We start from the raw sequence: 15,376 nt of genomic DNA, 5'->3' as shown, positions 1-15,376 counted from the left end.
TCGCAGAGAAGCCTGTCCGCATCGTGGGCGACCGGAGCACGGGCGCGGTTCACCTTTTCCTACGCCACCGCCTTTAGGCTGCCGAAAGGCAGATGACAAGGCGCGCAACTTTGTGCACTGTCTTCGTGTCGAAACCGACCTACGTTCCGCCTGACGGGCCCCCGGGGCCATGAGTACGCAATGACACTGAAGAAAGTCCCCCTCCTGCTGCTGGCCCTGGCTCTGTCGACCCCGTTGGCGCTGCTCGCGCGCGGCGATGGGGGGGCGATCGCGGTGGCGCCGACCGCCGACCAGGCCAGCACGTCGAAGCTGGTGTACGGCCTGCTGTCCGACAGCCGTTACGCCTATCGTCCGCGCCCGCTCGACGATGCGCTGTCGCAGGAAGTGTTCAAGCGCTATTTCGAAGCCCTCGATGGCGGCAAGCAGTTCTTCACGGCGGACGACATCGCACGCTTCGCGCCCTACAAGACGAAGATGGACGATGCCATCCGCAGCGGCGACCTCGAGCCGGCCTACGAGATCTTCACCGTCTACAAGCAGCGCGTGGGCCAGCGCGTCGCCTTCGCCCGCGCCCTGTTGAAGCAGGACTTCGACTTCACCGGCAGCGAGCGCTGGGAATACGACCGCGAAGACGCACCGTGGGCCGCCGATGGCAAGGCCCTGGACGGGATCTGGAAGAAATCGGTGATGAACGACTGGCTGCGGCTGAAGCTGGCCGGCAAGAAGCCCGACGACATCCGCAAGACGCTGGACAAGCGCTACGCCAACCTCCAGCGCAGCATCAACGAACTCAAGACCGAGGATGTCTTCCAGACGTTCCTCAACGCGTACACCAGCGCGATCGATCCGCATACGGATTACTTCACGCCGCGCACCGCCGAGAATTTCAACCAGTCCATGTCGCTGTCGCTGGAAGGCATCGGCGCGGTGCTGCAGCGCCAGGACGACCTGGTGGCGATCCGCGAGATCGTGCCGGGTGGCCCGGCCGACCTGAGCGGCAAGTTGAAGATCGGCGACCGCATCGTGGCGGTCGGGCAGGGCAAGTCGGGGCCGTTGACCGACGTGATCGGCTGGCGCATCGACGACGTGGTGGCTCAGATCCGCGGCAAGAAGGATACGCAGGTACGCATCGAGTACATCCCAGCCGAAGCGGGCATTGACGGCAAGCATGCGCAGGTCACCATCACCCGGCAGAAGGTCAAGCTGGAAGAGCAGGCAGCCAAGGCCGAGACCATCGTACTGCCGGCCAACGGTACCGAGCCCGCGCGCCGCATCGGCGTGATCAAGCTGCCGGCGTTCTACCAGGATTTCGAAGGCCGTCGGCGCAACCCGAACGATTTCAACTCCGCGACCCGCGATATCTCGAAGCTGCTCGCGCAGTTCAAGACGCAGGGCGTGGACGGCGTGGTGATGGACCTGCGCAACAACGGCGGCGGTTCGCTCGACGAGGCGGTGGAACTCACTGGCCTGTTCATCGACAAGGGCCCGGTCGTGCAGGTGCGCGAGTCCGGCGGCCGCGTCACCGTCAACAGCGACCGCAAGACCGGTGTCGCGTGGGACGGTCCGCTGGCCGTGCTGATCAATCGCTATTCCGCGTCCGCATCGGAAATCTTCGCCGGTGCCATCCAGGACTACGGGCGCGGCCTCGTGATCGGCGAGACCAGCTTCGGCAAGGGCACCGTGCAGAACATGGTCGACCTGGACCGCTGGCCCGCCAATGAAGCGCCGCGCTTCGGCTCGGTGAAGCTGACCATCGCGCAGTTCTTCCGCGTGGCCGGCGGCAGCACGCAGCACAAGGGCGTCGTCCCGGACATCGCGTTCCCCGTGAGCGTGGACGCCAGCGAGTACGGCGAAAGCACGTACGACAACGCGCTGCCGTGGACGCGCATCGCTGCCGTCCCGCACACGCAGTACGGCAACTTCGCGCCGCTGCTGCCGCGTCTCGAGGCCTTGCACGCTGCGCGTTCGGCGAAGGACAAGGAGTTCCAGTGGTGGTCCGAGGACGTGGCCCAGTACCGTGCCGAGGCCGCCAAGAAGTACGTCTCGCTCAATGAAGCCGAGCGCCGCGCCGAGCGCGAGCGCCAGGACGTGCAGCGCAAGCAGCGGCAGGCCGAACGCAAGGCATTGGGCCTGGCGCTGGACCCGCTGGCCGAGGACCTGGCCGACGACGGTCTCGGTGCGTCCGAGCGCGACATCGTGAAGGACGCGCAGCGCGAGAAGCTGGCCGACAAGCGTCCGGATCCGTTGCTGCGCGAATCCGCCGCCATCCTCTCGGACGCGATCAGCGTCCTGGGCCAGGACCGCAAACTGTCGGCGCAGGTGCTGCCCGATTCGCCGGGTCCGGGTCGCTGGGCGCAATAGGGCAGGAGCGAGGCGGGGACGTGAGGTCGAATGCCGGTCGGTCAGGCATTTGGCCACTTCCCGCTCCTCCGGCTGCACGGCGCGCGCAGCGCAAGATCCGGATAGCCCGACCGCCGCGTGCGCCCTAGTCTGGGCGCATGGACACGATGCCGCGCCGACCGCTTTCCTCCGATTCCTCCGCCTCCGCCGCCGATCCTGTCGAAGCGGCACGCCGCCTGCTCGACGAAGGCGACCCCTCGTTGTCCGAACTGGCGGCACGCACGGGCGTCAGCGCGTCCCATCTGCAGCGACGTTTTCGCGCGCGCTTCGGGCTGAGCCCCGCCGAGTACCTCGCGCGCAAGAAGCTCGGCACGCTTAAGAACGCGTTGCGCATGGGCAGCGACGTAACCTCTGCGCTGTACGACGCCGGTTATGGCTCGCCTTCGCGGCTGTACGAGCAGGGCGCGACGAAACTGGGCATGACACCCGCGACATACCGTGCGGGAGGCCGTGGCGTGGCGATCCGCTGGACCGTGGTCGATACCGTGCTTGGCCGCACACTGGTGGCTGCCACCGAGCGTGGCATCTGCGCGGTGGAACTGGGTGACGACGATGCGACGCTGGAGCGGCGGCTGCGCGAAGAATTTGCGCTGGCGCAACTCGAACGTGTCGAAGCAGGCCGCGACGACTTTCTTGCGCCCCGCCTGCGCGCGGTGGCGGAGCGGTTGGCGGGTGGCGACGCGGACGTGCCGGTGGATCTGCTCGGTACCGGCTTCCAGCAGCGCGTCTGGGAGGCGCTGATGAAGATCCCGGCCGGTGACACTGTCAGCTACGCCGGCCTGGCGCAATCGCTCGGCGCGCCGCGTGCTGCACGCGCGGTAGCCAGCGCCTGCGCGCACAACCGCATCGCCGTGGTCGTCCCGTGCCATCGCGTGATCCGCGGCGACGGTTCGCCGGGAGGCTATCGCTGGGGATTGCCACGCAAGCAGGAGTTGCTGGCGAGAGAGCGCGGCTGATCCACCGATTTTCTCGCACAGCGAGATGCCCGCAAGAAAGGAAGTCCTGCAGGAGCGCCCCCTGGGCGCGATGCTTTGCTGTTGATGATTGGCGAAACAAGAGCATCGCGCCCATGGGGCGCTCTACAGGTTTCCGGGTCGAGACTTGAACGGAATTCAAGGCAGTCCGGAAAGGTTTCAACGACCCGAGGGCGCTTTCGGCCTGTTGCGTGACAGCGACTGGCCTAGAATTGCACCACGCCGCATTTCCCATGGTTCCCCCATGACTTCGTCCGTTCCCGCCGCCGCGCCCGCGCGTGGCGGTCTTGCTGTCGCTATCGCCCTGGCCATCGTCTATGTGGTGTGGGGTTCGACCTACCTCGGCATCCGCTTCGCGCTGGAAGGTGGCTTTCCGCCGCTGCTGATGGTGTCGGGCAGCCGTTTCGTCGCGGCCGGGATGGTGATGTTCCTGTTCCTGCGCTGGCGTGGTGTCGCGCCGCCGACGCGCGCGCAATGGAAGAACCTGCTGGTGATGGGTGCGCTGCTGCTGTTGATGGGCAACGGCATGGTGGTGCTGGCCGAGCAGACCGTGTCGTCCGGCCTGGCGGCCGTGGCGGTGGCGTCGATGCCGTTGTGGATGGGCCTGTTCGGCGCGATGCGCGGCCAGCATCCGACGAAGGGCGAGTGGCTGGGCATCGTCGTGGGATTCGCCGGCGTCGTGTGGCTCAACGCCGGCAGCTCGCTGACCGGTTCGCCGGTGGGGCTGGTGCTGTTGCTGGTCGCGCCGATCGCCTGGGCCTACGGCTCCATCTGGTCGCGCGGCCGCGACCTGCCGTCGCCGTTCATGACGGCCGCAGCGCAGATGCTCGCCGCAGGCGTGATGCTGGTGGCCGCAGGCCTGCTGCACGGCGAGCGCTTCGATACCGGGGACTGGACGCTCGGCGGTGGCCTGGCGGTCGCGTATCTGGCGGTGTTCGGTTCGATCGTCGCGTTCACCGCGTACGTCTGGCTGCTGCACCATGCGCGCCCGGTACTGGTGGGCAGCTACGCCTACGTCAATCCGGTGATCGCGGTCGCCTTGGGTGCGTTCATCGCCGGCGAGACGTTCACGGCGCACGACTTGGGCGCGATGGCGGTGATCCTGGCCGGCGTGGTGGTCATCACGCTGGCGCGCGCGCGGCAGGCGAAATGAGCGCCGCGCCGATCGATCGCAAGGGCCTGGCGATCACCGCCGGCACGTTCCTGATCTGGGGCGTGGTGCCACTGTACTGGCACCTGTTGAAGGCAGTGCCGTCGTTCCAGATCATCGCGCACCGCATCGTGTGGAGCGCCGTGCTGGTGCTCGGCTGGCTGCTGCTGAAGAACGGACGTCGCTGGTGGCAGCAGGTGCGCGCGCAGCCGCGCGCCGTGCCGTTGCTCGGCATCAGCAGCCTGCTGATCGCATTCAACTGGGGCCTGTACATCTGGGCGGTCAACGCCGGCCACGTGGTCGAAACCAGCCTGGGCTACTTCATCAACCCACTGATCAACGTGGTGCTGGGCGTGCTGGTGCTGCGCGAACGCCTCTCGCCGGCGCAATGGGTCGCGGTGGGTTTCGCGCTGCTGGGCGTCGCGTGGCTGACGCTGCAGGCCGGCGCGCCGCCCTGGATCGCGCTGGGGCTGGCGTTCTCGTTCGGCGTTTATGGCCTGGTTCGCAAGCTGGTCGCGGTCGATCCGGTCGCCGGGCTGGGGGTCGAAAGCCTGTACCTGTTCCTGCCCGCGCTGGCTTACGTGGTCTGGAGCGAGACCGGGCACGGTGGCGGTTTCGTCAGCGGCTACGGCTGGAAGAATGACCTGTTGCTGGTGTTCGGCGGCGTGGTTTCGGCGGTACCGCTGATCGGCTTCGCCTACGGCGTGCGGCGCATTCCGCTGTCGCTGGTGGGGCTGCTGCAGTACATCGCGCCGAGCATCCAGCTGCTGCTGGGCGTGCTGGTGTTCCGAGAATCCTTCGGGATCGAACGCGCGATCGGGTTCGCGGCCATCTGGACGGGACTGTTGATCTTCGCGACCGATGGCCTGTGGCGCGCACGTCGCCGCGATGCGGTCGTGGCGACCGCACCGGGGCGTTGATTCAGCCGGGCGTCCTCGCCGCAGGCGCCGGGCAAGGACCCCCTGCGGCCGTCCACGTCTTGAACGCGGCGACGAACTGATCGTGCGGCACCGGCACCGGCGCGCGCTCGCCGCCGGGATTCCAGCCCCACAACACCAGCTTGTCTTCCGCCACGTGCTTGACCAGCGCATCGAAGTCGCGGCCACCGTTGCGCTTCTTGTCCTGGATCATCGCGCACAGCTGGTCGGCCGGCAGGCCGATCCACGCCATCTTGTGGTCGGGCGGCGGCAGCTGCCAGTGCGGCGCCCCCGGCGGTGCGTGCGGGCCGTAGCTCGCCGGTGCGTTCTGTTCCGCATGGCAGGTCGAGCACGGCAGGCCGGGCGCGCCCTTGCCCTCCGGTCCGCGTGCGACGTTCATCGCATGCGGCGTCTGCGTATCGAACTGCAGGGGCGCATCGCCCGGGATATGGCAGTTGCTGCAACGGGGGTGCTGGAACACCTTTTCCACGGTAGCGAAGGCGGTCAGCGCCTGTGCCTTCTGTTCCTCGCTGACACGCGGCTTGCACGCGACGAGCAAAAGGACGGTCAACGACATCATCAGGATGCGCATGGCAGGCCTCAGGCAGTGGGCGTGGAGGAGGCGGGCGTCGGCAGGCGCAGCGGCAACTCGCGCAACCGTTGACCGGTGAGCGCGAACACGGCGTTGGCCACGGCCGGCGCGATCGGCGGCGTGCCGGGCTCGCCCACGCCGCCCATCTTGTCGGTGCTCGGCACGATGTGGACTTCGACCTTCGGCATTTCGTGCAGGCGCAACACCCGGTAGTCGTGGTAGTTCGATTCCCGCACCTGGCCCTCCTTCAACGTCAGCGCGCCATGCAGCGCCGCACCCAGGCCGAAGACGATGCCGGATTCCATCTGCGCCGCGACGGCGCCGGGATTCACCGCCACGCCGCAATCGATCGCGCAGACCACGCGGTGCACGCGGACCTGGCCGTCCTCGACGGAGACTTCGGCGACCTGCGCGACGTAGCTGCCGAAGGACTCGTGCACGGCGACGCCGCGTCCGCGTCCCTGCGCGGCGGGCGAGGACCAGCCGGCCTTCTCGGCGGCCAGGTTCAGCGCCGCAAGATGACGTGGATGGTCCTTCAGCAGCGCGCGGCGGTACTCGACGGGATCCTTGCCGGCGGCATGCGCCAGTTCGTCGACGAAGCTCTCCATCACGAAACCGTTGACGCTGTGCCCCACCGAGCGCCACCACAACACGGGAATGCCGGTCCTGGGCGAATGCAGGTCGACACGGTGCGCCGGCGTGCCCAGCACATAAGGCGAGTTCGCCACGCCTTCGGTCGAGGTGGCGTCGATGCCGTCCTTGACCATCATGGCTTCCATGAACGTGCCGGCCATGATCGACTGGCCCACCATCACCTGGTGCCACGCCGTCGGCAGGCCGTCTTCGCCCAGGCCGACCTTGATCTTCTCGACGAACGCCGAGCGGTAGTAGCCGCCGCGCGTATCGTCCTCGCGCGTCCATACCGTCTTGACCGGCGCCTTCGCGGCCCTGGCCACGTGCACGGCTTCCGACACGACGTCCGAGTCCGGCGTGGCGCGTCGACCGAAACCGCCGCCGAGGAACGGCGTGTGGATGCGGATCTTCTCCGGCGGCATGCCGAGGATCTTCGCGGTGCTGTTCTGGTCCAGCGTGGGGAACTGCGTGCCGCACCAGATGTCGCACCCGTCGTCGCCGATCTTGACGGTGCAGTTCAGCGGTTCCATCGCCGCGTGCGCGAGGTATGGAACGGCATATTCGGCCTCGACGGTCTTGGCGGCCTTGCCGAGGCCGGCCACGACATCGCCCGCGCGTACGGCGGTCGGGCCGTCCTCGGTCGCCAGTTGCGAGAACTGCTGGCGCAGCGTGGCGCTGTCGAGCTTGGCGCCTTCGCCGGCCTCCCACACCACCTGCAGCGCATCGCGGCCGAGCTTGGCTGCCCAGAAATGCTCGGCGACCACGGCCACGCCGCTGGGCACCTGCACCACGTCGCGCACGCCGGGCACGGCACGCGCCGCGGTGGCGTCGAACGACTTCACCTGGCCGCCGAACACCGGCGAGCGCAGCACGACCGCCGTCAGCATGCCTTCGAACTGGACGTCCATGCCGAACACGGCCTTGCCGGTGATCTTCTCCGGCGTATCCAGGCGCTTGGTCGCCTTGCCGATCAGCTTCCAGTCCTTGGGGTCGCGCAGCGTCAGCGTCTTCGGGTCGGGCGGTGGCAGTTTGCCGGCGGCATCGGCGAGTTCGCCGTAGCGCAGCCGCTGCGTGCCCGAGACCACTGCGCCATTCTCGGTGCGCAGGTCGGTGAGCGGCACGTCGAGGCGTGCCGCTGCGGCCTGCAGCAACAGGGTGCGCGCGACGGCGCCGGCCTGGCGGTAGCGGTCGAATTCGGACCACGTCGTGGTCGAGCCGCCGGTGCCCTGCATGCCGAACACCGGGCTGGTGTAGGCCTTGTCGGCGGGACCGTGTTCGACGCGGATCTTCGACCAGTCGGCATCCAGTTCTTCGGCGATCAGCATCGGCAGCGTGGTCCAGATGCCCTGGCCCATTTCGGCATGCGCGAGCAGCACGGTGATCGAATCATCCGCGGCGATGCGCAGGAACGCGTTCGGCGCGAAGGCGGCCGCGGCGGCGGGTTGCGCTTCCTGTGCCCACGCGAAGCGGCGGGCGCCGGGCACGGCAATGGCGACGATCAGGCCGCCGCCGACGAGCGCGGTGGAGCGCAGGAAGCCGCGGCGCGAGGATTTCAGTTCAAGGTTCACGGACACGACCTCCGTCGAACATCGGATCGGGACCACGGCATCGCCTGCCGCGGCGGGATGGGGTCACGCTTCCTTGCCCAGCTCGGCGGCGCGGTGCACGGCGGCGCGGATGCGCTGGTAGGTGCCGCAGCGGCAGAGGTTGCCGGACAGTGCGTGGTCGATGTCGCTGTCGGTCGGCGTGGGAACCACGGCGAGCAGCGCCGCCGCCGACATGATCTGGCCGGACTGGCAGTAGCCGCACTGCACCACGTCGAGTTCCGCCCACGCCTTCTGCACGGGGTGGGATCCATCGGCCGACAGCCCTTCGATGGTGGTGATCTTCTTGCCGGCGACCGCCGACGCGGGCGTCACGCAGGCGCGCAGGGGCGAGCCATCGACGTGCACGGTACAGGCACCGCATTGCGCGATGCCGCAACCGAACTTGGTGCCGGTAAGGCCCATCAGGTCGCGCAGGACCCAGAGCAGCGGCATGTCATCGGAGGCGTCGACTTCGCGCTCCGACCCGTTGACGTTCAACTTCATGGTCACTCCCTGGCGGCGGCGTGGGACTCGGCGACGATACTCCGTGCCTCCGTAGCGTGCCAGTGAAAGCGTGCGCGGCGGCTTGCACGATCCTGCGGCATGCTTGCCCGATGCCCTTGCCGGCGCGCGGACCGTTGCCTTCGCCCCCGTGCTTGCGCCATCGTGGTGAGCATGTCGGTCCATCGCCATCCTCTGGAAGTATCCGCGCGCGCCAGCGAGGCCGGCGACGGCAGTGCGCTGGTCGTGGTCATCGCCACGGAAGGCTCGACCTACGTGCGGCAGGGTGCGATGGCCGCGTTCGCTGCGGACGATGCACAGACCGGCTGGTTGAGCGGCGGCTGCCTGGAGCCGGAGATCGCGCGTCGTGCGCGCCATGCGGTTGCCGAGGGCCATCTCGATGCGATGGACATCGACACGCGCGACGACGAGGACCTCTTCGCCGGGTCGGCCGTCGGCTGTCGCGGTCGCCTGCATCTGGCCCTGCTGCCGCTGGATCGCCTGCCGGGATGGTCGCAGGTGGTGCAGGCGTGGTGGCAGGGCGCAGGCCCGCTGACGCTGCGTGTTGCTGCCGAGGGCGACGTGCTGGCCCAGGCCGGCGACACACACCGGCGGTGGACGCTACCCGTGGCACCTGCCGCGCATGCGGACATCGCCGGCGACGTGACCGTGCCGCCCCCGCCACGCGTGGCGATCTTCGGCGCCGGCCCGGAAACGCGCATGCTGGTGACGGTGATGCGCCAGCTGGGCTGGCATGTCACCGTAGTGGAGCGCCGCGCGCGCTGGATTCCCGCCGACGAGATCGCCGATAGGTGGCACATCCTGTCGCCGGACGACGCGCTCGCCGCGCTGGAGCCCGCGCCCGATGCCGCGCTGGTAATGCACCATCATTTCGAACACGACCGCGAAGCCCTGGCGGCGCTGGCCGGCACCCGGATTCCCTTCATCGGCCTGCTGGGCCCGGTCCGGCGGCGCGAGGATCTGCTGCGAGTGCTTCCCGCACATCTGCACGCCCTGCTGGCGCCGCGCCTGCGGTCGCCGATCGGATTGAAACTGGGCGGGCAGGGGCCTGAAGCGATCGCCCTGAGTATCGCTGCGCAGTTGCAGGCCTGGCATCACGGCGAGCCTGCATGAGCGCGCCGCATGCGGCGGTCGTGCTGGCCGCGGGAGGCAGTGCGCGCCTGGGCCGGCCGAAGCAATTGTTGACGCGCGAGGGTGAAACGCTGGTGCATCGTGCGGCACGACTGGCGCTCGCCTCCGGCGCCTCGCGCGTGCTGGTCGTCGTCGGTGCGCATGCCGGCGACATCGCGGCGTGCGTCAGCGACCTGCCGGTGGCGTGCGTGGCCAATGCGCACTGGGACGAGGGTCTGGCAAGGAGCGTTCGCGTGGCCGCGGATGCACTTGCCGCGCATCCCCATGCGACGCTGTTCCTCACATGCGACCAGCCCGCACTCGAACTCGCGCACCTCCATGCACTGCGCGAAGCCTCGCATCGCGCGCCGTCGGGATCGGCCGCGACGCGCTTCGGCGATCGCGTCGGCATCCCCGCGATCATCGCCGCCCCGATGCTGCGCGCCGCCAGGAGCCTGCAGGGCGATCGCGGACTGCGCGACGTGCTGAACGCGGCGGGCGTGGGCGTGATCGCGTGCGATGCGCCGGATCTGTTGCTCGATGTGGATACACCGGCCGACTTGGCTGCTGCCGTGTCGCGCGGATGGATTGATCCCTGACGGCGGAGAGCGCCGGCCAGCGCCGGCGCCCCGTCACCCGCCTCAGATCGCGCGCAATGCCTGCGTGATCGGCAGTCGCGCCGCGCGCAGTGCAGGAAACAGCCCGCCGACCAGACCGATGCCGAGCGCCCACTTCAGGCCACTCCACAGCAGTTCCGGCGTGACCTTGAACTGGAACACCACCTGGCTGAAGTTGCTGCCCAGCGTGGCCACGCTGTAGCCGTTGAACACTCCCCATGCGATCAGTCCGCCCAGCACGCCGCCGAGCAGCGCCAGCAGCATGGTTTCCAGCATCACCGCCATCACCACCGGCAGCCCACGGAAGCCGATCGCACGCATCGTGGCGATTTCGCGCGCTCGACCGGCGACGGCGGCGTACATGGTATTGAGCGCACCGAACACGGCACCGATGGCCATGATGGTGCCGATGACGGTGCCGAGCACCTTGATCAGCGTGTTCAGGCCGGTGGATTGCTTGGTGTAGTAGTCGCGCGTGGTCAGTACATCCAGTTTCAGGCGCGGGTCGTTCTCCATGGCCTGCTTGAACTGGTCGAAGCCGGCCTTGCCTTCGGTGCGCACCGTCACCGACTGGTAGGCGCGGCGATCGTAGGCCGACGACAGTGTGTCGATATCGGTCCACAGTTCCGAATCATGCGCGTCGCCGGAGGCGAACACGCCGACCACCGTCCACTCCTGGTTGCCCAGCTTCAGCGTCTTGCCGACGTCGAGGCCGCGGTACTGGCCCTTCGCACCCTGGCCGACCACGATCTCGCGCACGCCGACGTTGAACTTGCGGCCCTCGACCAGCTTCACCTGCGGACGTATCGACCACGCCGCCTCGCTGACGCCACGGAACTGCGCGTTGGCGTCTTCGCCGGTGCTCGCCGTGGGCAGGTTGACGATCTGCGACAGTTCCGGCGACAGCAGCGCACGGCCGTCCTTGCCCTTGGCGACACCGGCCAGCGTGGAGATCAGCGGCACCTGGTCGCGACTGATGACCGAGTTGGTCTCCGCCTGCGACCCGCCCCGCAGCACGATGGCGGTGTCCTCGCCGCCGGTCTGCTTCAGCGTGGCCGAAAAGCCTTCGCCCATCGCCAACATCGCCACCAGCACGCCCACCACGCCGGCAATGCCGACCACGATCACCGAGGACGCGCCCCAGCGCTGCGGCAGGCTGGCGATGCCGATCTTCGCGGCCTCCAGCGACAGCCGTCCGCTGCGGGTGAGAAACAGCCACAGTACCAGCGCCACGGCGATGCCGAGCACCGCGAACCACGGCAGCACGACCCACACGCCCAGGCCGACGACCAGCGCCACGATGGAGATGAGGTTGCCCAACCATTGCTTCTTCATGTCATGTCTCCTGTCAGCGGCCGGCCAGTGCATCGACGATCTTCAAACGCATCGCACGCGTCGCGGGCAAGGCGCCGACGATGAGCCCGATCGCGACCATCAGCCCCAGGCCGACGGCCCAGGTCTGGGCCGGGATGGTGGGCAGCGCGATCATGCCGTTGCTGGCACCGCTGACCACCGGGATCAGCGCCGAGGCGATCGCCATGCCCAGCACGCCGCCCAGCACGATCAGCAGGACCGACTCCACCAGCACCAGTACCAGCACGGTGCCGTTGGTGAAGCCCAGTGTCTTCAGCACGGCCAGCTCCGGGACGCGTTCGCGCACCGCCTGCGCCATCGTGTTGCCGGTCAGCAGCAGCAGGGTGAAGAACACCGCCGCCATGATCGCGGTGACGATCAGTCCGATGTCGGCGAACTGCTTGGCGAAGGACTGGTTGAAGGCCTGCTCGGTCTGCGTCTTGGTCTCGTGCGCCGAATTGGCCGAGATGGCATCGATCGCATTGGCCACGCGCGTCGCGTGGTTCACGTTGTCCAGCTTCACCATGTACCAGCCGATCTGGCCCTTGACGTACTGGTTGGCCTCATCGAAGTACTTCCAGTGGAACAGCAACTGGTTCTCTTCGCCCTTGCGCTTGCTGTCGGCGAGCTTGAACGTGCCGCGCAACGTCAGCGGCCACGCGTTGCTGCCGTCCTTCTGCGGGAAGATCGTCGCCTGCAGCGGGATGGTGTCGCCGACCTTCCATCCGAAGCGCTTGGCGAGGTTCTCGCCCACGATGGCACCGGTGCGGTCGGCTTCCCAGGCTTTCACCTGCGCCGGGTCGATGATGTATTCCGGATACATGTCCAGGTAGCCGGGGCCGACCGAGAAGTTCGGGAAGAAGTTCTTCGGGTCCTTGTAGATGCCGCCGAACCACGCCGCGTAGGCGCTCTTCTTCACGCCCGGCGTGGCGTCGATGCGGGCCGACAGGCTGTACGGCAGCATCTGCGTGATCGACAGCCGCGAGGCGACGACCAGGCGATCCGCACCGGCCACGCTGCCGCCGGAGTTGAACGCCACGCGCACCGAATCCAGCAGGCCGAACAGGAGGAACGCCGCGACCACCGAGAGCAGGGTCAGCAGTGTCCGCGTCTTGCTGCGGAACAGCGCCGACCATATCAGCGAGAAATATTTCATGGCCGCCTCCGGTCAGTGCGCGCCGGCCGGAGCGTCGGCCAGCTCGCCCTTGTCCAGGTGGATGGTGTGGGTGGCGTACTCGGCCGCCTTCGGATCGTGCGTGACCATGATGATGGTCTTGCCGTGTTCGCGGTTGAGCATCTGCAGCAGGTTGAGAATGTCCTCGGCCGACTGGCGGTCGAGGTCGCCCGTGGGTTCGTCGCAGATCAGGAAGGTCGGATCGGACACAATGGCGCGCGCGATGGCCACGCGCTGCTGCTGGCCACCGGAGAGCTCGTTCGGGCGGTGCGACTTGCGGTCGGCCAGGCCGACAAGTTGCAGTGCGATCTCCGCATTGCGCTTGCGTAGCGCCCCGCCCAGCTTGGTCAGCAGCAGCGGCAACTCCACGTTGCGCTGCGCGGTGAGCGTCGGCATCAGGTTGTAGAACTGGAAGACGAAGCCGACATGCGAGCTGCGCCAGTGCGCGAGCTGTCCGTCGTTCATGCGGTCGATGCGCTGGCCTTCGATCTCGATCTCGCCGCCGCTGGGCGTGTCCAGACCGCCGATCAGGTTGAGCAGCGTGGTCTTGCCCGAACCGGACGGACCCATCAGCGCGACGAAGTCGCCGTGCGGAATGTCCAGGTCGATGCCGTGCAGCACCTGCACCTTCTCGGGGCCCCGCTGGTAGGTCTTGGTGAGGTTGCGGATGGAAACCAGGGAAGACATCGGCAAGGTCCTTGTTGGAGGCGGGAAGGCGAACGGCGATGCTGCGGTTCGAACAGGGCGGATCCGGTCCTCGATGGACACGGTCCGTCCGTCAGGACGACGGATGGCGTCGTCCGGGATCGACACGCGCCGTTGGGTCGGCGCGGATACTCCGGTGATTCGCCGCGAGAGGAAGATCCTCACGCAGCGGATCGTCTATTTGGCGTCTTCGGCCAGCACGACCTTGGCGCCGTCCTTCAGTTCGGCAGGCGGGTCCAGCACGATGGTCTCGCCAGCCTGCAGTCCGTCGGTGACGTGGACGTCGTCGCCCAGCTTGCCGGCGACCTTCAGGCTGCGCTGCTGCACGGTGTCGTCGTCGCCGACCACGAAGGTCACCTGTGCGCCCTCGCGCTCGACCACGGCGGCGCCGGGAACGCGCACGCCCTTGGGCTGTTCGGCCTGCTGGGGTTTGGCGGCTTCCAGGAAACTCACGCGCACGCCCATGTCCGGCACGATGCGCGGGTCCTTCACGCTCAGCGCCACGCGCACCTTGACCGTCGCCTTGCTGCGGTCGGCGGTGGGAATGATGGCGATCACTTCGCCGGGAATCTGCCAGTCCGGGTAGGCGTTCAACGTGGCCTGGATCGGCATCTTCGGCTGCACGCGGCCGATGAAGGACTCGTTGACCTCCACTTCCACTTCCAGCGACTCCATGTCGACGATGGTGCCGATGCCAGTGCGCGTGAAGCCGCCGCCCGCCGACAGCGGCGAGACAATTTCGCCCGGCTGCGCGGCCTTGGCGATCACCACGCCGGCGAACGGCGCGCGCACGATGGTGTTGTCCAGGCCGATGTCGGCGATCTTCAGCCGGTCGGCGGCCGTGCGTTCGTTGCGCTGCGCGGTCAGCAGCTGCGCGCGCAGCAGGTCGCGCTGCGCGACGGCCTGGTCGTACTGCGCCTTCGACACGAGTTGCTGGGCGACGAGCGACGAGAGGCGGCGCGCGTTCGCTTCCGCTTCGACCAGCTGCGCCTGCACGCCGCCGGTCTGGCTGCGCGCGGCCTGCAACTGGCTCTGCGACAGGGCGAGGTCGGCATCGGCGTCGATCGGTTCCAGTCGCGCCAGCACCTGGCCCGCTTCCACGCGCATGCCTTCCTCGATGAGGACTTCCTGCACCTTGCCGGTGACCTTGGCGGAGACGGTCGCCATGCGGCGCGCGACGACGTAACCCGATGCATCCAGCACCGAGGCGGATGCGGCGTTGTTGCCCAGTGCCACGGTGGACGCGGTGCGCACTTCCAGCGGCTTCTCGCGGCCGAACATGGCCCAGCCCGCGGCGGCGAGCACCAGCAGCGCGACGACCACGCCCAGCGTGATCCACAGGCCGCGGCGCGACCGGGGCTCCGGCGGCGGCGCCTTGCGATCGATGCGGAGTTCCTTCAGCAGGTCGGCAGAGGTATTCATGCGTATCCAGACGGTGAATGCGGGGAAGTGTGACCAGCAAGGGTAACGGAAGCCTAGTTGCCGGAAGTCACTTCGTGCCGGGATGGCCGGTCCGGGCCTTCCACGGGATGCATCGTGGGGCAATGGACGGTGGCATCCCAGTGACACCTGTCACCTGATTCGCCTGAGGGCCTGCACTCATCACGGCGACGATGCCGCGGCACGATGGCCGCACCCTCCGA

Annotated in this window: 13 protein-coding genes; 6 read left to right on the top strand and 7 right to left on the bottom strand. The window is 68.1% G+C overall.

Features of this window, described 5'->3' with window-relative positions:
* The first annotated feature begins 180 nt into the window (after positions 1–180).
* From Q0907_RS17245 to rarD, 4 genes are all read left to right on the top strand, one after another.
* Positions 181–2,361, top strand: coding sequence for a carboxy terminal-processing peptidase (locus tag Q0907_RS17245; RefSeq protein ID WP_299347090.1), 2,181 nt, complete (start codon positions 181–183; stop codon positions 2,359–2,361).
* Positions 2,362–2,498: 137 nt separating this feature from the next.
* Positions 2,499–3,356 carry a methylated-DNA--[protein]-cysteine S-methyltransferase gene (locus Q0907_RS17240; RefSeq protein WP_299347088.1) on the top strand — a complete coding sequence of 286 codons (858 nt, stop codon included), beginning with the start codon at positions 2,499–2,501 and terminating at the stop codon, positions 3,354–3,356.
* 262 nt (positions 3,357–3,618) lie between these two features.
* Positions 3,619–4,527, top strand: a complete 909-nt coding sequence (gene yedA, locus Q0907_RS17235) for a drug/metabolite exporter YedA (protein WP_299347087.1) — start codon at positions 3,619–3,621, stop codon at positions 4,525–4,527.
* Entirely contained in the window at positions 4,524–5,444 is a 921-nt protein-coding gene (gene rarD / locus Q0907_RS17230) for an EamA family transporter RarD (protein WP_299347085.1), read from the top strand. Before yedA ends, rarD begins: the two co-directional genes overlap by 4 nt.
* A 1-nt stretch (position 5,445) precedes the next feature.
* Here the strand turns inward: rarD and Q0907_RS17225 are convergent, their stop codons facing one another.
* From Q0907_RS17225 to Q0907_RS17215, 3 genes are all read right to left on the bottom strand, one after another.
* Positions 5,446–6,033: a hypothetical protein gene (locus Q0907_RS17225; RefSeq protein WP_299347084.1), complete on the bottom strand. Its 588-nt coding sequence runs from the start codon at positions 6,031–6,033 to the stop codon at positions 5,446–5,448.
* A gap of 8 nt (positions 6,034–6,041) precedes the next feature.
* Positions 6,042–8,234 (bottom strand): xanthine dehydrogenase family protein molybdopterin-binding subunit, encoded by a 2,193-nt coding sequence (locus Q0907_RS17220; protein ID WP_299347083.1) that lies wholly within the window; start codon positions 8,232–8,234, stop codon positions 6,042–6,044.
* Positions 8,235–8,297: 63 nt separating this feature from the next.
* Positions 8,298–8,756: a 2Fe-2S iron-sulfur cluster-binding protein gene (locus tag Q0907_RS17215; RefSeq protein ID WP_299347082.1), complete on the bottom strand. Its 459-nt coding sequence runs from the start codon at positions 8,754–8,756 to the stop codon at positions 8,298–8,300.
* 171 nt (positions 8,757–8,927) lie between these two features.
* Between Q0907_RS17215 and Q0907_RS17210 the strand changes: the two genes are divergently transcribed.
* Together Q0907_RS17210 and Q0907_RS17205 are read left to right on the top strand one after the other, a co-directional pair.
* Entirely contained in the window at positions 8,928–9,887 is a 960-nt protein-coding gene (locus tag Q0907_RS17210; protein WP_299347080.1) for an XdhC/CoxI family protein, read from the top strand.
* Entirely contained in the window at positions 9,884–10,483 is a 600-nt protein-coding gene (locus Q0907_RS17205; protein WP_299347078.1) for a nucleotidyltransferase family protein, read from the top strand. Before Q0907_RS17210 ends, Q0907_RS17205 begins: the two co-directional genes overlap by 4 nt.
* Positions 10,484–10,525: 42 nt before the next feature.
* Here the strand turns inward: Q0907_RS17205 and Q0907_RS17200 are convergent, their stop codons facing one another.
* From Q0907_RS17200 to Q0907_RS17185, 4 genes are all read right to left on the bottom strand, one after another.
* Positions 10,526–11,836 (bottom strand): ABC transporter permease, encoded by a 1,311-nt coding sequence (locus tag Q0907_RS17200; protein WP_299347076.1) that lies wholly within the window; start codon positions 11,834–11,836, stop codon positions 10,526–10,528.
* A 13-nt stretch (positions 11,837–11,849) separates the two neighbouring features.
* On the bottom strand, positions 11,850–13,010 hold the full coding sequence (locus Q0907_RS17195) for an FtsX-like permease family protein (protein WP_296282793.1): 1,161 nt from the start codon (positions 13,008–13,010) through the stop codon (positions 11,850–11,852).
* A 12-nt stretch (positions 13,011–13,022) separates the two neighbouring features.
* Positions 13,023–13,715 (bottom strand): ABC transporter ATP-binding protein, encoded by a 693-nt coding sequence (locus Q0907_RS17190; protein ID WP_299347074.1) that lies wholly within the window; start codon positions 13,713–13,715, stop codon positions 13,023–13,025.
* Between the two features lie 195 nt (positions 13,716–13,910).
* Complete coding sequence (locus tag Q0907_RS17185; RefSeq protein ID WP_299347072.1) at positions 13,911–15,155, bottom strand: efflux RND transporter periplasmic adaptor subunit; 1,245 nt, start codon at positions 15,153–15,155, stop codon at positions 13,911–13,913.
* Positions 15,156–15,376: the final 221 nt, after the last annotated feature.

Origin of the sequence: uncultured Pseudoxanthomonas sp. (genome assembly GCF_947498795.1) — a bacterium.
In the GTDB taxonomy this organism is placed as follows: domain Bacteria; phylum Pseudomonadota; class Gammaproteobacteria; order Xanthomonadales; family Xanthomonadaceae; genus Pseudoxanthomonas_A.
The sequence above is the reverse complement of the archived record's forward strand: the minus strand, read 5'-3'. Positions and strand labels throughout refer to the sequence as shown.